The following is a 17,322-nucleotide window of genomic DNA, read 5'->3' as shown; positions in this document are numbered from 1 at the left end:
CACGCTGAACGGCCGGGAGTGCGGGAGAGAGCGGGAGCGCGGGAGCGCGGGAGCGCCTGACGCTGCGGGCCCGGGACGCGGACCGGAAAAAGCCGTTGACGGGCCGTGGCGCCCACCGGCTACTGTGGCGGCACACCATGCGGTGATCGCCGTGCGGTGGGGGCACAGGATCGAGAAGGAGGTGTCGACCGATGGCTGTCGTTGCGACGGGCGCTGCCCGCAACCAGGAAACCATCAAGTCCACCTCCGTGGCCGCCGGCTGACCTCAGCCTTCCTGAGTCTCGCGCCGGGGCCGCCCCTCGAAGGGCCACCCCTTGACTTCCACCTCCGTCTTCACCGCCCACTCCGCTCTGACCCCCTACGGCTGGGACGAGGACTGGGCCGACGCCTTCGCCCCGTACACCGCCGACGGGCTGCTGCCCGGCCGCGTGATCCGGGTCGACCGCGGCCAGTGCGACGTCGCCACCACCGGCGGGGTCCTGCGGGCCGACACCGCGTTCGTCACCCCGCACGACCCCCTGCGCGTGGTCTGCACCGGCGACTGGGTCGCCGTCGAACCGGACGGCACCCCGCGCTACGTACGGACGTACCTGCCGCGCCGTACCGCCTTCGTGCGCTCCACCTCCTCCAAGCGGTCCGAGGGGCAGATCCTCGCGGCCAACGTCGACCAAGCGATCGTCGCCGTGTCGCTCGCGGCCGAACTCGACCTCGCCCGCGTCGAACGGTTCCTCGCCCTCGCCTGGGAGTCCGGGGCGCAGCCCGTGGTCGTCCTCACCAAGGCCGACCTCGTCCCCGACCCGGTGACCCTGGCGCACCTCGTCCAGGACGTGGAGACCGCCGCGCCCGGCGTGCCGGTGCTGGCGGTCAGCGCCGAGCGCGGGGAGGGGCTCGACGTCCTCGCCGCCGTCGTGTGCGGGGGCACGGCGGTGCTGCTCGGGCAGTCCGGCGCAGGCAAGTCCACCCTCGCCAACGCGCTGCTCGGCGAGGACGTCATGGGGGTCCAGGCCATCCGGGAGGTCGACGGCAAGGGCCGGCACACCACCACCACCCGCAACCTCCTCGCCCTGCCCGGCGGGGGAGTCCTGATCGACACCCCCGGGCTGCGAGGCGTCGGGCTCTGGGACGCGGGCCACGGGGTCGGGCAGGTGTTCGCCGAGATCGAGGAACTGGGACGCGGGTGCCGGTTCCACGACTGCGCCCACGAGAGCGAGCCGGGCTGCGCCGTCCTCGCCGCCATCGACAGCGGTGAGCTGCCCGAACGCCGGCTGGAGAGCTACCGCAAACTCCTGCGGGAGAACCAGCGCATCGTCGCCAAAACCGATGCCCGCCTGCGCGCCGAGATCCGCAAGGAATGGAAGCGCCGGGGCGCCATCGGGAAGGCGGCGATGGAGGCCAAGAGGGGCCGCGTACGGTAGCGGTCCCATGGGACGCGTGCGGTAGCGGCCCCGGGACCGCCCCGCACGCGCCCCCTCGGCGCGGCCTCCGACGCGATGTCCGATTTCCGCCAGCCCGGTCCTCCGGGCCGGCGGAGACTGGACGGCGTGACGGAGAACGTGAGGGAGCACGCCGCGTGCGCGGAGCCCGAGGGCAGCAGGTACGAGGACAGCAGGTACGAGGCCGTGCGCAGCCGGGACGCCCGGTTCGACGGGGCGTTCTTCTTCGCGGTCGAGACGACCGGCATCTACTGCCGGCCCAGCTGCCCGGCGGTCACCCCGAAGCGGCGCAACGTGCGGTTCTTCGCGACGGCCGCCGCCGCCCAGGGCTCAGGCTTCCGGGCCTGCCGGCGGTGCCGCCCGGACGCCGTACCGGGCTCGGCGGACTGGAACGTCCGCGCGGACGTCGTGGGCCGGGCCATGCGACTGATCGGTGACGGCGTCGTCGACCGCGAGGGCGTCGCCGGACTCGCCGGCCGGCTCGGCTACAGCGCCCGCCAGGTGCAGCGGCAGCTCACCGCCGCACTCGGCGCCGGGCCCGTGGCCCTGGCCCGCGCCCAGCGGGCGCACACCGCGCGCATCCTGCTGCAGACCACCGGCCTGCCGGTCACCGAGATCGCGTTCGCCTCCGGATTCGCCAGCGTGCGGCAGTTCAACGACACCATCAGGGCCGTGTACGCGGCCACCCCGAGCGCGCTGCGCGCCGCCGCCCCGGCACGCGACCGGAACGCCCGGCTCGGGGCCACCCCCTCCGCCGGCATCCCCCTGCGCCTGGCCCACCGCGGCCCCTACCGGCGCGGCCCCGTCTTCGACCTGCTCCAGCACGAAGCGGTGGCGGGCGTCGAGGAGATCAGCGGCCCGCCCGGCCGCCGGATCTACCGGCGCACCCTGCGCCTGCCGTACGGCACCGGGATCGTCGCCGTCGACGAACGGCCGGGCGGACCGCGCACCGGCCCCGGCGGCTGGCTCGACGCCCGCCTCCACCTCACCGACCTCCGCGACCTGACCACCTCCGTGCAACGGCTGCGGCGGCTCTTCGACCTCGACGCCGACCCGTACGCCGTCGACGAGCGGCTCGGCGCCGACCCCCGCCTCGCCCCCCTCGTCGCCGCCCGCCCCGGGCTGCGCTCACCCGGCACCGCCGACCCCGGCGAACTCGCCGTACGCGCCCTGGTCGGGCGGGCGCAGGCCGAGCGCCTGGTCCAGCGGTACGGCAGGGCGCTGGACGCGCCGTGCGGCACCCTCACCCACCTCTTCCCCGAACCGGCCGTCCTCGCCGGGGCCGAACCCGGCGGCACCCCGGGCGCGCTCGCCGCCGCGCTCGCCGACGGCACCGTACGCCTGGACCCGGGCGCGGACCGGGACGACGCCGAGCGCGCGCTGCTCGCCGTGCCCGGCGTGGACGCCCGCACGGCCGCCGTCGTCCGCACCCGCGCCCTCGGCGACCCGGACGTCGCCCCGCCCGGAACCGCCGTGCCCGACACCTGGCGCCCCTGGCGCTCGTACGCCCTGAACCACCTGCGCGCAGCAGGAGAGTGGGAGCAGAACCGATGACGACCACCATCCCGACCCCGGTCCCGACCTACTGGACCGAGGTGGACAGCCCCCTCGGCCGGCTGCTGCTCACCGCCGGCCCGGACGGGGCGCTCACCTCCCTGTCCGTGCCCGGGCAGAAAGGCGGCCGGAGCGTCCAGGACGGCTGGCGGCACGACGCCGGGCCCTTCCGGGCGGCCGAGGAGCAACTCGCCGCCTACTTCGCCGGGGAGCTGACGGAGTTCCGGCTGCCGCTGCGCGCCGCGGGCACCGTCTTCCGGGAACGCGTGTGGGCCGCCCTGGACGCCGTCCCCTACGGCGCGACCACGACGTACGGCGAGATCGCCGCGCGCATCGGGGTCTCCCGGCCGGCGGTACGCGCGGTCGGCGGCGCGATCGGCGCCAACCCGCTGCTGATCCTGCGCCCCTGCCACCGGGTGATCGGCGCCGACGGCTCCCTGACGGGATACGCGGGCGGCCTCGACCGCAAGACCCGGCTGCTCACCCTGGAGGGCGTCGGCGCCGCCGGTACGCAGCGCCCTTCGGGTGCGGGGCGGGTGCCGGTGACCGGCGGAGGCAGGGAGGGAGGCGCTCCAGGTCGGCAACGAGACGGCAGCACTCCTAGCCGCCCAGCACCGCCCCGAGCCATGCCCCGGTGATGAGCAGGCAGGTGAAGAGTTCCGTCAGCAGGTCGCCGCCGCCCGAGCGCATCGTCGTCCGCAGCGCCGCCATCGCCTCGCCGTGCCGGCCGAGCCGGATCCGCTCGGCGAGGTAGATGCCGCCCAGGAAACCGGGGATCGCGCCGAGCACCGGGAGCAGCACGAAGCCCAGGAAGGCGCCCGCGCCCGCGTACGCCGTGACCCGGCGGGTGGCGTCGTCCCCGCGCAGCCGCCGGGAGGGCAGCGCCCAGCGCACCGCCTGGGACAGGAGCAGGACGGCCGTGGCGCCGACCAGTACGGCCCACGCGAGCGGCTGCGGATCCTCCAGCGTCCACCACAGGACCCCGGCCCACACCAGCCACGACCCGGGCATGCCGGGGAGCAGCACGCCGCACAGCCCCAGCAGGATGACCAGGCCGGACAGCAGGAGGTTCCACGCTCCCATCTGTCCAGGGTGCCGGAGCCGGGTGCGGTCCGCAGATGTCCGGGGCGGCGGCGGGGGCGGTCAGCGCTTGCGGGCCACCCAGTCCCGCTCGTAGGCGTGCCAGCCCAGCTGGAGCCGGGTGGTGACCCCGGTCAGCTCCATGAGGCGCTTCACCCGGCGCTGTACGGTCCGCAGGCCCAGGTCGAGCTGTTTGGCGACGCTGGCGTCGGTCAGCCCGGCCAGCAGCAGGGAGAGGATCTCCAGGTCGGTGCCGTCGGGCCCGTTCGGGCCGTGCTCGGTCACGCCGGACACGCCGAGCCGCAGCGGCAGCGCGTCCTGCCAGACCGCCTCGAACAGGCCCGACAGCAGCTCCAGCAGGCCGCTGGCGTGCACCACCAGCGCGGCCGGCTCCGAGGAGCGGGCGGTGAGCGGTACCAGGGCGAGGGCCCGGTCGGCGACCACCAGCTTGGTCGGTACCCGGTCCACCACCCGGACCTCCTCGTCGCGGCCGAGCGCGGCGGTCAGCTCCGTGATGCCGGTGGGCAGGTCCAGTACCGAACGCTCGACCACCACCCGGTAGCGGACCCCGCGTCCGGTGGCCTGCTCCTCCGCGTCGTTCTCCATTCCGGTGACGGCGACCGGGTTGCCGGTGACCAGCGCGCACACCTCCTCGCTCGCCCCCAGCTGGAGCTGGAGGAAGCGCTGGGCGACCGCCGCCGCACCGGTCACCACCTCCACCAGGTCGTGCACCGCCGGCTCGGACGCCGCCGCCCGGTACTCCTGGGCCAGCAGCGCCGCCGCCAGTTCCGCCTTCTCCAGCTCGTGCCGCTGCTGGGTGAGCAGCGCGCCCAGTGCCACGCCCGGCGGCGCGGCGACCCAGCGGCCGGGCCGGGCCGAGGACTGGGCCGCGAGCCCGTTCTGTTCCAGCCGGCGCAGGGCACGTTCCGTCTCTTGCTCGCCGAGTGCCAGCCGGCGGGCCAGATCGGGCACGTCGGCCGCGCCCACGGACACCAGCGCGCGGTACGCCGACTCATGGGTGTCCTTGAGCCCCAACACTCCCAGCATCAGGCGTCGTCCCTCCCCGAGAACCAACCTCACCACCATCCGGGCGGCGTCCGTGGCGGGAAACGGCCACGGCGCAAACCCGCCTCCGGACATCATCGCCGTACCACCGGTCACTCTGCCAAGGTGGCGTCGCCGGGCGGTTCTCCCGTGGGGGGTGGGACCGCTCGGCGACCTCGCTGCGCAAGGCCGTGCGACGCGTCGCACGAACGTGTCCGGCGCGTGCCGGTACGCCGGACTTTCCGGATGCCCCGTTCTCCTACGGTCCCCTCGGTGGACAATCGGGAGCATGAGCCAGCAGGGGGGAAACCCCACCGGTCGGGACGACGACTGGTGGACACAGCTGTACGACGACTCCACCGACGACGCCGGTCCCACCGCCGCGCCCGATTCCCTGGACGACCGTTTCGCCTCGGCAGCGGGGACGGTGTCCCGCGGGCCGGGCCACGGCGCCCGGAGCGGTACGACACCGTCACCGCCGACGGACCGCACCCCGGACCCCACTCCACCGGCGGCGCCCGGCCCCACTTCGCCGGCGGCGCCCGGCGTCCCGTCGCCCGTCGTGCCCGGCCCCCGTGCCGCGGGTTCGTCGCAGGCCGGCGACACCCGTCAGGGCGGCGGCACACCACGCCGCCCCGGACCGGCCCGGTCCCAGTCCCAGTCCCCGTCCCCATCCCCGCCCCCGTTCCGGGCCCCGGGGGAACCACCACCCTCCACACCCCCCGGCCCCACGGGCTTCCCTCCCGGTCCTGAACGGTCCGGGGCGCGGCCGACCGAACGCCGGGCCGGCCCCCACGGGCGCACCACCTCGGGAAGCGGGGCCGCCGATCTCACCGAACCCCCCGCCCCGGCCGCCCCACCCGCTCCCGACGCCTCCCCACCCCTGCCCCCGCTCCCGCCTCCGTTCCTCCCGACGCCCCCGACGCCCGCGCCGTCCCGGCCCGGGCGGGCGCAGGACGGCGGGGACGGGTCCTCGTCCTCCCCGCGGGACTACGTCGGCTCCCGGCCGCCGACCTACGACGCCGAGCCCACCGCGCTGCCGGCCGCCGACCCGGACGGGCTCGACGGGCTGGTGGCCGACACCGTGCTGGACGGCGCCCGGTACGGGACCTGCACGCTGCGGGCCGTCTCCGCACGGGGGGACTCCGCGCGCTACCGGGGCGACCCGCGCCGCGACGCGCTGCTCGTCGCCCGCTTCGGTGCGGGCGAACAGGCGCTGGTCCTGGTGGCGATGGCGACCGGCGCCCGCGCGACGGCCGGGGCGCACCTCGCCGCCGCCGAGGCGTGCCGGTGGATCGGCCGTGCCGTGGGCCGCAGCCACGCACGGCTCGCCGAGGACCTCCGGGCCGGCCGGCGCGGTGACCTGAAGTCCGGCCTGCACCGGCTCACCGACCGCAGCCTCGGACGGGTCCGCGCCGCCGCCGCGGAACAGGGCCTGCCCCCGGAGGGGTACGAGGCCACCCTGCGCTGCCTGCTGCTGCCCGCCGACCCCGCATGCCGCACGAGGGTCTTCTTCGGCGTGGGCGAGGGCGGACTGCTGCGGCTGCGGGACGGCGCCTGGCAGAACATGGAGCCGAAGGCCGGTGATGTCACGGGTGAGCCCGTCGTGGGATTCGGCGGCCCGCCCCGGAGCGGTACGGCGAGCGGGGCGCCGAGCGAGACACCCGACGGCGACCGGCTCACCATGGACCTCGGGGTCGCGGCACCGCCCGGCCCGCACCCGGGACCGCCCGCCGGGCCGCCCCGCCGGCCCTTCCGCTTCCGGGCCTCCGTAGCCCGGCCGGGTGATGTGCTCCTGATGTGCACCGCGGGCCTCGCCGAGCCGCTGCTGAGCGAGCCCGAACTGGGCCGGCTCCTCGCGCGGCGGTGGGCGGGCCGTACGCCGCCCGGCCTCGCGGAGTTCCTCGCCGACAGCCGTCTCCGGGTCAAGGGGTACGCCGACGACCGCACGGCCGCCGCCGTGTGGGAGGCGTGACACCGCTCGCTGTGCCATACGTAGAGCCATGGCCAAACAGAACGTCGCGGAACAGCTCGTCGACATCCTCACCCGTGCCGGGGTCGAACGCCTCTACGGAGTCGTCGGCGACAGCCTCAACCCGGTGGTGGACGCCGTGCGCCGCCACCCCGGCATCGAGTGGGTGCACGTCCGGCACGAGGAGACCGCCGCCTTCGCCGCCGGGGCGGAGGCCCAGATCACCGGGAAGCTGACCGCGTGCGCCGGCTCCTGCGGCCCCGGCAACCTGCACCTCATCAACGGGCTCTACGACGCCCACCGCTCCATGGCCCCCGTCCTCGCCCTCGCCTCCCAGATCCCGTCCAGCGAGATCGGCCTCGGGTTCTTCCAGGAGACCCACCCCGACCGGCTCTTCCGCGAGTGCAGCCACTACAGCGAGCTGATCTCCAGCCCGCGGCAGATGCCGAGGCTGCTGCACACCGCCATCCAGCACGCCGTCGGCCGGGGCGGCGTCAGCGTCGTCTCCCTGCCCGGCGACGTCGCGGACGAGCCCGCTCCGGAGAAGGCCGCCGAGACCGCGCTCGTCACCTCCCGGCCGACGGTCCGTCCCGGCGACGAGGAGATCGACCGGCTGGTACGGCTGATCGACGACGCCGACAAGGTCACCCTGTTCTGCGGCGCCGGCACGGCGGGCGCGCACGCCGAGGTGATGGAGTTCGCCGGGAAGATCAAGTCCCCGGTGGGGCACGCCCTGCGCGGCAAGGAATGGATTCAGTACGACAATCCGTACGACGTGGGGATGAGCGGGCTGCTCGGCTACGGTGCCGCCTACGAGGCCACCCACGAGTGCGACCTGCTGATCCTGCTCGGCACCGACTTCCCGTACAACGCCTTCCTGCCCGACGACGTGAAGATCGCCCAGATCGACGTCCGGCCGGAGCACCTGGGCCGGCGCTCCAGGCTGGACCTCGCGGTGTGGGGCGACGCGAAGGAGACGCTGCGCTGCCTGATCCCGCGAGTGAAGGAGAAGAAGAGCCGCCGCTTCCTGGAGCGCATGCTCAAGAAGCACGCGGACGCCCTGGAGGGTGTGGTCAAGGCGTACACGCGCAAGGTCGACAAGCACGTCCCCCTGCACCCCGAGTACGTCGCCGCCGTGCTGGACGAGCTGGCCGACGACGACGCCGTCTTCACCGTCGACACCGGCATGTGCAACGTCTGGGCCGCCCGCTACATCTCGCCCAACGGCCGCCGCCGCATCATCGGTTCCTTCTCGCACGGCTCGATGGCGAACGCGCTGCCGATGGCGATCGGCGCCCAGTTCACCGACCGGCGGCGGCAGGTGGTCTCGATGTCCGGCGACGGCGGGTTCACCATGCTGATGGGCGACTTCCTCACCCTCGTCCAGCACGACCTGCCGGTGAAGGTCGTGCTCTTCAACAACTCCTCGCTGGGCATGGTCGAGCTGGAGATGCTGGTCGCGGGCCTGCCCTCGCACGGCGTGGCCAACACCAACCCCGACTTCGCGGCCGTCGCCGAGGCGTGCGGGGCCTTCGGGGTGCGGGTGGAGAAGCCCAAGGAACTGGCCGGGGCGCTGAAGGCCGCGTTCAGGCACAAGGGGCCGGCCCTCGTCGACGTCGTCACCGACCCCAACGCCCTGTCCATCCCGCCGAAGATCAGCGCCGACATGGTCACCGGCTTCGCCCTGTCCGCCTCCAGGATCGTCCTGGACGGCGGCGTCGGGCGGATGCTCCAGATGGCCCGCTCGAACCTGCGGAACGTGCCCCGGCCTTGACCGGACGGACGGTCGTTGACTTTTCGACAGGACTGTCCGGGCTCCGGATGACTGCCCGGGGCCCGAACGGGCAAGGCTTCTCCCGTGAAGTTGTTCGAAGAGGAGGGGAAGCGACATCGGCGCGCGGACGGGGGACATGGAGAGGGAGACGGCGCCGCAGCTCAGCCGGCGGCTCGGGCGGGCGGACCTGCGGGCGGTGCCCGAGACCCGGCGGGCCCTGCGTGAGCTGCTGCGGCACTGGGGCGGGCCCGGACGGTCGGAGATAGCGGAGCTGCTGACCAGCGAACTCGTCACCAACGCGCTCGTGCACACCGACGAGGGCGCCGTCCTGACCGCCACGGTCGGGCCGCGCGCGCTGCGGGTCGAGGTGCGGGACTTCGTCGGCCGGCTGCCCCGGCCGCGGGATCCCGATCCGCAGGAGAGCACCAACGGCAGAGGCCTGGTCCTGGTGTACTCCCTCGCCGACGACTGGGGCGTGCGGCCCTGCGACGCGGGCAAGTCGGTCTGGTTCGAGCTGGACGCCGAGGCCGCCTGAGCCGCCCGGGACCGGGCGCCCGGGCGGCATCCGGCTAACCGAACTGCTGCTCCAGGTCCTTGAGCTTGCGCTCCAGGGAGTCCAGACGCGGCAGGGCCTGGGTGTCGTCCTCCGCGGTGAGGTCCACGGTGATCTGGTCAGCTCCGTTCCGCACGGGCTGCAGGGAGGGCCGCTGGCGTCCGGGCAGGGGCTCCGGGGCCGCTATGGCAGGCTCCGCGGTGGCTCGCTCGGTGCCGCGCTCCACCTGCTGCACCTCGACCTCGACCTGACGGCCGCCGCGCCCCCCGGGGAAGCCCCGGTGGCCGTGGCCCCGGCTGATCGCCTTGAGCTGCGCCCGCTCCAGACGCTCCTGCTCGCGCCGGCGCTGCTTGGCCTCCTCCTTGCGGCGCCGGTCGTCGCGGACCTCCTCGACCGCCTCGTCGAGGCTGCGCACACCCTCCAGGAGCATCAGCGACCAGGCGCGGTACGTCTCCCGGGGGGCCCGCAGCCAGCGGACCATGCGGATCTGCGGCAGCGGACGCGGCACCAGACCCTGCTCGCGCAGCGCGGCCCGGCGGGTCTGCTTCAGGGCCCGGTCGAACAGGACCGCCGCCGACAGGGACATGCCCGCGAAGAAGTGCGGGGCACCCGCGTGACCGATGCCGCGGGGCGCGTGGACCCAGTTGAACCACGCCGCCGCGAACGCGAAGGTCCACACGAGTATGCGCGAGCCGAGCGCCGCGTCACCGTGACTGGCCTCGCGCACCGCGAGGACGGAGCAGAACATCGCCGCCCCGTCGAGCCCGAACGGCACCAGGTACTGCCAGCCGCCGCTCAGGCCGAGGTTCTGCTCGCCGAAGCCGACCAGACCGTGGAAGGAGAGCGCCGCGGCGACCGCGGCGCAGCAGAAGAGCAGGACGTAGGAGACGCTGCCGTAGAGGGCTTCCTTGCGCCTGCGCCGCTCCTCCATGCGCTCCCACGAGTCGTCCGCGCCCGCGTCCTTCCCCGAGGAACGCTTGCCTCGCGCGAGCACCGCCACCGCCGCCAGCATGCCCAGGAGCAGCACGGCGCCCGGAAGCAGCCAGTTCAGCGATATGTCGGTCAATCTCATCTGGGGTCCCTTGCATTGGGATAGGGCGTAACGCCCGCCATGGTGGCCCAAACCCAGCGGCCCTCAGGGGGTTTCGGGGCAAGAGGCCGCCAAGGGAGTGAGAGGGGGTGCCCAGGGCGGCGTTCTGCTCGAACTGCCGCATGAGGGGCGGGAGTTGAGTTCGATTAAGAATACCCGTACGGGTGGTTCCACGGAAAGTTCCCGCGACGCGTGGGGAAGTTGTGAAACGACATCGATGATCTTAACCGACGTTCGCTCGCCCCGCGGTGGCGGGCAGTTCTCAACCCGCGGTGGCGAGGAGCTTGTTGACGCGGTCCGCGTCGCAGGTGCGCGGGCAGGTGGCGCAGGTGTCCTCGGGGCGCAGCGTGTAGAACATGCAGCAGCTCGCCCGGTCCCGGGTGTGCAGCGGTTCGCCGTCCGGGCCGGTCAGCTCGCGGAACGCCGCGTCGCCGACGTACGGCTTGGTCGCGCCCGGCAGCAGCAGCTCCAGCTCGTGCCGTGCCCGTTCCTGCTCGCCGAACAGGTGGGCGACGTACCAGAGGCCCTCCACGACCTCGTCGGTCGCCATGCCCCACAGAGCGCGTCCGCGCCGCCGCATGCGGGGGCCGAAACCCGCCAGCACCGGCTCCAGGTGCTCGGCGACCGAGGCGCGCACCTCGGCCCGCAGCGCCTCCTCGTCGGCGACCACGCGGGCGCCCGGCAGTGCGGCGGCGGGGTCGCCGGGCAGGCAGGCGAACCCGGCGGAGCGCACGGCCATGCGGCCGAGGGGGAGCCCGGCGGCGCCGCGGTCGTAGGCGACCTGGGCCGCGGGGTAGCGGGGCACCCGGCGGTGCAGGAACCACGGCACGGTGATCAGCAGGCAGGCCGGCCAGGCGTACCGGTGCAGCCCGAAGCTCGCGACCACGTCCGGCCGGGCCCGCTGCCCGTAGTCCCGCAGCACCTGGGCGTCGTCCCAGGCGAGGAACGACTCCAGCTCCGTCCCGCCGGCGGCGAGCGCTTCGGCCCCGACCCATCCGCCGCCGTGCGGGAACGCTCCGGCCGCGTCCAGCTCGGTGACGCCCAGCCCCGGGAGGACCTCGGACAGGCGCGCGTAGGCGTCCGTGAAGGCCGAGCGGGTGACAGGCATGCGGGACCACCGATCCGGGTCGGAAACATCGGATTGCTTGAGGTAAGCCTTACCTTACCCAAGATCTCCGGGATGTGAACTGGCGGCCGGTGCCCTTATGGTGCTTGACGGACAGGCGACAACCCGCCGTAATGACCCCAAGTACCGACACGTCCCGCAGGAGGACCCGTGAAGCCGAGCGCGCAGGGGCCCGCCGGGACGGGCGGCGGGCGGCCCCGCACCGCCGAGCGGGCCGGACGGTCCGGATCGGTACGGCTCCCGGCGCAGCCCGGCGCCCCGGACGGGAACCGGGAGCGAGGCCGCGACCGAGAGCTGGACCGAGACGGCGATCGAGACCGCGACCGGGCTCCGGAGAGCCGGGGAGCGGGCGAGGGCGTGCGCGGTGAGCACACGCACGGCGAGAACGCGCCGCCCCGGCCACGGGGCCTCGTCCAGCGCTCCTCCGTACGCGGGCAGGTCCTCGCCGCCCTGCGCACCGCTCTGGTGGCCGGCGAGCTGCGCCCGGGTGAGGTCTACTCGGCACCCGCGCTCGGCGAGCGGTTCGGCGTCTCCGCGACGCCGGTGCGGGAGGCCATGCAGCAGCTCGCCCTGGAGGGCGCCGTCGAGGTCGTCCCCAACCGGGGTTTTCGCGTCGTCGAACGCGGCGACCGGGAACTGGCCGAACTCGCCGAGGTCCGGGCCCTGATCGAGGTGCCCGTGCTGCTCCGCCTGGCCCGTACGGTGCCCGCCGAGCGGTGGGCGGAGCTGCGCCCGCTCGCCGAGGCCACCGTCCGGGCCGCCTCGTCCGGCTGCCCGGCGGCCTACGCCGAGGCCGACCGCGCCTTCCACCGCGCGGTGCTCGCGCTGGCCGGCAACGACCAGCTCGTCCGGATCGCCGGTGACCTGCACCGCCGCGCCCAGTGGCCGCCGGCCGGCGCCCCCGCGGTACGGGGGCGGGTCGACCTGATCGCCGACGCGCACGAGCACACGGCACTGCTGGACGCGCTGATCGCCGGCGACCTGGACGTGGTGCGGACCCTGGTGGGGGAGCACTTCGCGGGCGCGTGAGCCGTCCCCCGGCCCGTGGACCCCGCCGAGGGGCCCAAGGCCCGGGGACCGGGAGCCGGTCTCCGGCCGGGCGGCTCGACGGCCGGCCGAGCGGCGGCGCACACCGACGTGACCGGGCGCGTCCTCAGTCCCGGCGCGACCGGGCGCGTCCGCGGCCCCGGCGTGACCGGGCAGGCCCCCGCGACGTGCGTCCCGGGCCCCGGCGTGACCGGGCAGGCCCCCGCGACGTGCGTCCCGGGCCCCGGTCCGCCGGTCACGCCGTCGCCGCGCCCGCGGCCGGTGGCGCCAGGTGCCGGGCCAGCCACGTCGGTACTCCGCCGAGCAGCCGGAACAGGCGTCGCGCCTCCTCCCGCAGCCGCGACGCCTCCGGTTCCGACTCGGCGTCCGCGAGCGAGACCAGCGCGGGCGCCGTACCGACCAGGTATCCCAGCTCCTCGCGGATGCGCAGCGACTCGGCGAAGCCGTGCCGGGCCTCCGCCAGCTCCCCTTCGCGCAGGGCGAGTCCGGCCAGATGCCGCCAGGTGGCGGACTGCAGCAGCGGGTCGGCCTGAGCCGTGGCCCCGGCGTGGGCGCGCCGGTACGCCGCTCGGGCGGCCTGCGGCGAGCGGGTCAGGTTCTCCGCGAGGAGCCCGCGCCGGAAGTCCAGCAGTGCCCGCCCCCGGGCACCGGGCGCGATCAGCGCCGCCGCCCGGCCCAGTGCGGCCCGCGCCTCGTCGGACCGGTCGCGCACCCCGTGCACGGTGGCGGCGTACGCGAGCTGTCCGCGTTCGCAGGCGGCGGCCCCGCGCTCGTCGTCGCCGTCGGCCAGCGCCTCGGCGGTGCGCAGCGCGTCCTCGGCGTCCGCCCAGCCCTGCTCCGTGTACAGGCACCGCTCCACCAGCAGCGCGGCCCGCTGCAACGCGGCGGCCGCGGTGTCCGGCGCCAGCAGGGCCGCCGCGTCGGTCCAGCAGGCGCGCGAGCGCAGCCGCCACACGGCGGTCTGGAGCGGATCGTCACCTTCGGTCGTTCCCCAACCAGAACCGGCCATGGCGGAATGCGCCACGTCGCCCTCCCCTTAGCACGCCGTCGAGCTCCCGAGTGGTGGCCGCATCTCAGCACGGATCCGGCAGCCCGGCCAAGAGGCTGGGTGAAACTTTTCACAAAGTCGTGGACCTGACGGCCCCGGGGCGGGGGGCCGCCGCGGAAGCCGTCACGGGCCCGCGGCTCAGCTCATCCGCAGGGCCAGGAAGAAATCCAGCTTGTCCTCCAGGCGCGACAGGTCGCGCCCCGTCAACTGCTCGATCCGCCCGACGCGGTAGCGCAGTGTGTTGACGTGCAGGTGGAGCCGGGCCGCGCAACGCGTCCAGGAGCCGTCGCTGTCGAGGAAGGCCTCCAGCGTCGGGATCAGCTCGGCGCGGTGGCGGCGGTCGTAGTCCCGCAGCGGGTCCAGCAGCCGGGCGGTGAAGGCCCGGCGCACGTCGTCGGGGACGAAGGGGAGGAGCAGGACGTGCGAGGCCAGTTCCTGGTGGCCGGCCGCGCAGACCCGGCCGGGGCGCGCCGCGGCGACCCGCCGCGCGTGCCGCGCCTCCTCCAGCGCGCCGCGCAGCCCCTCCGCCGAGTGCACGGCCGCGCTGACGCCGAGCGTGACCCGCCCGTCGCCGTCCAGCCCGGCCGACAGCGGCTCCCGTACGGCCGCCAGGAGCGCGTCCGCGAGGACGCCGGTCTCGGAGCCGTCGTGCTCGCTGGAGACCGCCGGCAGCGGCACCAGGGCGACGGCCTCGTCGCCCGTGTGGGCCACGGCGATGCGGTCGGAGTGCTCGGGGCCCGTGGTGAGCGGGTCGACCAGGATCTCCTCCAGCAGCGTCTGGGCGACCGGGCCGGTGTCCGGTTCGCCGTTCTCCCACTCGACACGGGCGACGACCACCTGCCAGTGCGGGGCGGCGCCGAGGCCCGGCAGCAGTACCGGCGCCGCGACGCGCAGCCGGGCCGCGATCTCGGCGGGTGCGGCACCCGTCTGCACCAGTTCCAGCACCTCCTGCGCGAGCCGCCGCCGCACCGTGCGCGCCGCGTCCCGCCGGTCCCGCTCGACCGCGATCAGCTGCGTGACGCCGTGCAGCAGGTCGAGCCGCTCCTCGGCCCAGTCCCCGGCGTCCGCCTCCACCACCAGCAGCCAGTCCGACAGCACCGTCTCGCGCACGTCCCGGGCGGCCTGCGGGGCGCGCGCCGCGCCGGCCACCGCCGTACGGTGCCCCGAGGCGCGCACCGGGAAGAGGCTGTACGCCGTGGGGCCCAGGGGCACCCGGTGCGGTGCGCGCCGCCCCGCTCGGATGGCCGCGAGGTGCTCCGCCGCCAGCTTCGCGCACACCTCGGCGGACAGCGCGGGCCCCGCGTCCCTCGGGCCCGCCACCGGCCGCCCGGTCGGGGAGAGCACCCAGGCCCGCAGGTCCAGGTCGGAGCCGAGCAGGTCCAGGACCACGTCGGGGCCGCCGCCCGCCGGGCCGGAGGTCATCATCCGGCGGTGCCGGTCCACCACCGCCGCCAGGTCCCCGGCCCGCTCGCCGGAGACCTGGCGGACCACGTGCTCGGTGATGGTCGCGAAGGCGACCGACTCGTTCACCGCGAACAGCGGCAGACGGTGCCGCGCGCACGCCACCACCAGGTCCTCCGGCACGCTCCCCAGCTCCGCCTCACCGGCGGCGAGGGCGGTCACGCCGGCCTGCACCAGGAGACGGACGAAGGGCTCGGAGTCGTCGGCGTCCCGGCGCCAGGCCAGGCCGGTCAGGACCAGCTCCCCGCCGGACAGGTAGCGGCTGGGGTCCCGCAGGTCGGTGGTCATCACGCCCCGCACGGAGCGGTCCAGCTCGTTTTCGCCGCCGAGCAGCCTGAGGCCCAGCGCGTCGGTGTCCAGCAGTGCGCGCAGCCGCATTCTCGTCGCCGCCGTTCTTTGTCTCGAAGTGTTCCAGGTCACGCGGCTGTGTCGCCCGTTGCCGGAGGAAAGCGAGGAGGTTACTGAGGACCTCCTTTCATACGAATCTACAAGATGCCCGCGCTGGCCAGCCAACTCCTTCATGGTTTCTGCGACTGACCCTGGTGGAGCAGCGGGCGGTGTACTGAGGCCACTCCACGTGAACCGCACATGAACGAGCCGGCCCCGCCGCACACGGATTGGCTCAATCTGCACGACCACCAGACGAAGACGAAGAAGAGAGCCGGTCATGGACTTCCTTCGCCCCGCCAGCTGGGAGGAGGCGCTCGCCGCGAAGGCCGAGCACCCCACCGCTGTGCCGATTGCGGGTGGCACCGACGTGATGGTCGAGATCAACTTCGACCACCGCAGGCCCGACTACCTGATGGACCTCAACCGCATCGGCGACCTCTTCGAGTGGGAGGTCGGCGAGGACGCCGTGCGGCTCGGCGCCTCCGTCCCGTACACCCGGATCATGGACGGCCTCCGCACCGAACTGCCCGGACTCGCCCTCGCCTCGCACACGGTCGCCTCCCCGCAGATCCGCAACCGCGGCGGCGTCGGCGGCAACCTCGGCACCGCCTCCCCGGCCGGCGACGCGCACCCCGCGCTGCTCGCCGCCGGAGGAGAGGTCGAGGTCGAGTCGGTGCGCGGCAGACGCCTGATCCCGATCGACGCGTTCTACACGGGCGTGAAGCGCAACGCGCTGGAGCCCGACGAGCTGATCCGCGCCGTGCACGTCAAGAAGGCCGACGGCCCGCAGCAGTTCTCCAAGGTCGGCACCCGCAACGCCATGGTCATCGCCGTGTGCGCCTTCGGCCTCGCCCTGCATCCCGCAACCCGCACGGTCCGCACCGGCATCGGTTCGGCGGCCCCCACACCCGTACGGGCGAAGGCTGCCGAGGAGTTCCTGAACTCCGCGCTCGAAGAGGGCGGCTTCTGGGACAACGGCAAGATCATCACCCCGTCGGTGGCCAAGCAGTTCGCCGATCTGTGCTCCGCCGCCTGCAACCCGATCGACGACGTCCGGGGCACCGCGAGCTACCGCCGCCACGCCGTCGGCGTCATGGCCCGCCGGACGCTCACCTGGACCTGGGAGTCGTACCGCGGCGCCCGCCACACCGCCGAGGGAGCCGCGTAATGCGTGTCAACTTCACTGTCAACGGACGTCCGCAGGAAGCCGACGACGTCTGGGAGGGCGAGTCCCTCCTGTACGTCCTGCGCGAGCGGATGGGCCTGCCCGGCTCCAAGAACGCCTGCGAGCAGGGCGAGTGCGGCTCCTGCACGGTGCGCCTGGACGGCGTACCGGTGTGCTCCTGCCTGGTCGCGGCCGGCCAGGCGCAGGGCCGCGAGGTCGTCACCGTGGAGGGCCTGGCCGACTTCGCCAAGGAGCGGGCCGAGGGCTGCGCCACCGGCGCCTCCCGGGGCACCACGCTCGACCAGGCCGAGCGCCGGCAGGCCAAGGGCACCGACTCGCAGACCGGCGAGGGCACCGAACTCGCCCCCGTCCAACAGGCGTTCATCGACGCCGGCGCCGTCCAGTGCGGCTTCTGCACGCCCGGCCTGCTGGTCGCCGCCGACGAGATGCTGGAGCGCAACCCGAATCCGACCGACGCGGACATCCGCGAGGCGCTGTCGGGCAACCTGTGCCGCTGCACGGGCTACGAGAAGATCATGGACGCGGTCCGGCTGGCCGCGGCCCGCCAGTCCGAGGGGGTCTGAG

At 74.7% G+C, this 17,322-nt stretch carries 14 protein-coding genes and 1 pseudogene; 9 read left to right on the top strand and 6 right to left on the bottom strand.

What is annotated here, in order from left to right:
- Positions 1-314: 314 nt before the first annotated feature.
- From rsgA to ACVV2G_RS09710, 3 genes and pseudogenes are all read left to right on the top strand, one after another.
- Positions 315-1,415: a ribosome small subunit-dependent GTPase A gene (gene rsgA / locus ACVV2G_RS09720; RefSeq protein WP_453842217.1), complete on the top strand. Its 1,101-nt coding sequence runs from the start codon at positions 315-317 to the stop codon at positions 1,413-1,415.
- Between the two features lie 75 nt (positions 1,416-1,490).
- The gene (locus ACVV2G_RS09715; RefSeq protein ID WP_453842216.1) at positions 1,491-2,987 is read left to right on the top strand and encodes a bifunctional transcriptional activator/DNA repair enzyme AdaA; all 1,497 of its coding nucleotides are present in this window, start codon (positions 1,491-1,493) and stop codon (positions 2,985-2,987) included.
- Positions 2,984-3,484 (top strand): annotated as a pseudogene (locus ACVV2G_RS09710) (methylated-DNA--[protein]-cysteine S-methyltransferase); the annotation flags it as partial. The gene ACVV2G_RS09715 and the pseudogene ACVV2G_RS09710, both read left to right, overlap by 4 nt.
- A 103-nt stretch (positions 3,485-3,587) precedes the next feature.
- Here the strand turns inward: ACVV2G_RS09710 and ACVV2G_RS09705 are convergent.
- Together ACVV2G_RS09705 and ACVV2G_RS09700 are read right to left on the bottom strand one after the other, a co-directional pair.
- Positions 3,588-4,070: a DUF456 domain-containing protein gene (locus ACVV2G_RS09705; RefSeq protein WP_453842215.1), complete on the bottom strand. Its 483-nt coding sequence runs from the start codon at positions 4,068-4,070 to the stop codon at positions 3,588-3,590.
- 60 nt (positions 4,071-4,130) lie between these two features.
- On the bottom strand, positions 4,131-5,114 hold the full coding sequence (locus tag ACVV2G_RS09700; RefSeq protein ID WP_453842214.1) for a helix-turn-helix domain-containing protein: 984 nt from the start codon (positions 5,112-5,114) through the stop codon (positions 4,131-4,133).
- Between the two features lie 286 nt (positions 5,115-5,400).
- Here ACVV2G_RS09700 and ACVV2G_RS09695 point away from each other — a divergent pair, with 286 nt between their 5' ends.
- The 3 genes from ACVV2G_RS09695 (at position 5,401) to ACVV2G_RS09685 (ending at position 9,392) form a co-directional block, all read left to right on the top strand.
- Positions 5,401-7,086, top strand: coding sequence for a protein phosphatase 2C domain-containing protein (locus ACVV2G_RS09695; RefSeq protein ID WP_453842213.1), 1,686 nt, complete (start codon positions 5,401-5,403; stop codon positions 7,084-7,086).
- Positions 7,087-7,114: 28 nt separating this feature from the next.
- Positions 7,115-8,857, top strand: a complete 1,743-nt coding sequence (locus ACVV2G_RS09690) for a pyruvate dehydrogenase (RefSeq protein WP_453842212.1) — start codon at positions 7,115-7,117, stop codon at positions 8,855-8,857.
- A gap of 136 nt (positions 8,858-8,993) precedes the next feature.
- Positions 8,994-9,392: an ATP-binding protein gene (locus ACVV2G_RS09685; protein ID WP_453842211.1), complete on the top strand. Its 399-nt coding sequence runs from the start codon at positions 8,994-8,996 to the stop codon at positions 9,390-9,392.
- 34 nt (positions 9,393-9,426) lie between these two features.
- Here the strand turns inward: ACVV2G_RS09685 and ACVV2G_RS09680 are convergent, their stop codons facing one another.
- Together ACVV2G_RS09680 and ACVV2G_RS09675 are read right to left on the bottom strand one after the other, a co-directional pair.
- A complete protein-coding gene (locus tag ACVV2G_RS09680) occupies positions 9,427-10,482 on the bottom strand; it encodes a DUF2637 domain-containing protein (RefSeq protein ID WP_453842210.1) in 1,056 nt (351 codons plus the stop codon).
- Between the two features lie 280 nt (positions 10,483-10,762).
- Positions 10,763-11,608 carry a (2Fe-2S)-binding protein gene (locus ACVV2G_RS09675; protein ID WP_453842209.1) on the bottom strand — a complete coding sequence of 282 codons (846 nt, stop codon included), beginning with the start codon at positions 11,606-11,608 and terminating at the stop codon, positions 10,763-10,765.
- A gap of 168 nt (positions 11,609-11,776) precedes the next feature.
- Between ACVV2G_RS09675 and ACVV2G_RS09670 the strand changes: the two genes are divergently transcribed.
- Positions 11,777-12,655: a GntR family transcriptional regulator gene (locus tag ACVV2G_RS09670; protein WP_453842208.1), complete on the top strand. Its 879-nt coding sequence runs from the start codon at positions 11,777-11,779 to the stop codon at positions 12,653-12,655.
- A gap of 253 nt (positions 12,656-12,908) precedes the next feature.
- Here ACVV2G_RS09670 and ACVV2G_RS09665 read toward each other — a convergent pair whose 3' ends face one another.
- Together ACVV2G_RS09665 and ACVV2G_RS09660 are read right to left on the bottom strand one after the other, a co-directional pair.
- Complete coding sequence (locus tag ACVV2G_RS09665) at positions 12,909-13,697, bottom strand: hypothetical protein (protein WP_453842207.1); 789 nt, start codon at positions 13,695-13,697, stop codon at positions 12,909-12,911.
- 162 nt (positions 13,698-13,859) lie between these two features.
- Positions 13,860-15,560, bottom strand: a complete 1,701-nt coding sequence (locus ACVV2G_RS09660) for a PucR family transcriptional regulator (protein ID WP_453842206.1) — start codon at positions 15,558-15,560, stop codon at positions 13,860-13,862.
- A 289-nt stretch (positions 15,561-15,849) separates the two neighbouring features.
- Here ACVV2G_RS09660 and ACVV2G_RS09655 point away from each other — a divergent pair, with 289 nt between their 5' ends.
- Together ACVV2G_RS09655 and ACVV2G_RS09650 are read left to right on the top strand one after the other, a co-directional pair.
- Positions 15,850-16,740 carry an FAD binding domain-containing protein gene (locus ACVV2G_RS09655; protein ID WP_453842205.1) on the top strand — a complete coding sequence of 297 codons (891 nt, stop codon included), beginning with the start codon at positions 15,850-15,852 and terminating at the stop codon, positions 16,738-16,740.
- Positions 16,740-17,321, top strand: coding sequence for a (2Fe-2S)-binding protein (locus tag ACVV2G_RS09650; RefSeq protein WP_453842204.1), 582 nt, complete (start codon positions 16,740-16,742; stop codon positions 17,319-17,321). The genes ACVV2G_RS09655 and ACVV2G_RS09650 overlap by 1 nt, the downstream gene beginning before the upstream one ends.
- Position 17,322 lies beyond the last annotated feature (1 nt).

It is taken from the genome of Streptomyces sp. JK94 (assembly GCF_053613315.1).
This window is presented reverse-complemented; position numbering and strand designations above follow the sequence as displayed.

Coding starts and splice junctions, on each gene's coding strand:
- ACVV2G_RS09660 (WP_453842206.1), bottom strand. CDS start 15,560: ATGCGGCTGCGCGCACTGCTGGACACCGACGCGCTGGGCCTCAGGCTG.
- ACVV2G_RS09690 (WP_453842212.1), top strand. CDS start 7,115: ATGGCCAAACAGAACGTCGCGGAACAGCTCGTCGACATCCTCACCCGT.
- ACVV2G_RS09655 (WP_453842205.1), top strand. CDS start 15,850: ATGGACTTCCTTCGCCCCGCCAGCTGGGAGGAGGCGCTCGCCGCGAAG.
- ACVV2G_RS09685 (WP_453842211.1), top strand. CDS start 8,994: ATGGAGAGGGAGACGGCGCCGCAGCTCAGCCGGCGGCTCGGGCGGGCG.
- ACVV2G_RS09680 (WP_453842210.1), bottom strand. CDS start 10,482: ATGAGATTGACCGACATATCGCTGAACTGGCTGCTTCCGGGCGCCGTG.
- ACVV2G_RS09705 (WP_453842215.1), bottom strand. CDS start 4,070: ATGGGAGCGTGGAACCTCCTGCTGTCCGGCCTGGTCATCCTGCTGGGG.
- ACVV2G_RS09700 (WP_453842214.1), bottom strand. CDS start 5,114: ATGCTGGGAGTGTTGGGGCTCAAGGACACCCATGAGTCGGCGTACCGC.
- ACVV2G_RS09650 (WP_453842204.1), top strand. CDS start 16,740: ATGCGTGTCAACTTCACTGTCAACGGACGTCCGCAGGAAGCCGACGAC.
- ACVV2G_RS09695 (WP_453842213.1), top strand. CDS start 5,401: ATGAGCCAGCAGGGGGGAAACCCCACCGGTCGGGACGACGACTGGTGG.
- ACVV2G_RS09715 (WP_453842216.1), top strand. CDS start 1,491: ATGTCCGATTTCCGCCAGCCCGGTCCTCCGGGCCGGCGGAGACTGGAC.
- ACVV2G_RS09675 (WP_453842209.1), bottom strand. CDS start 11,608: ATGCCTGTCACCCGCTCGGCCTTCACGGACGCCTACGCGCGCCTGTCC.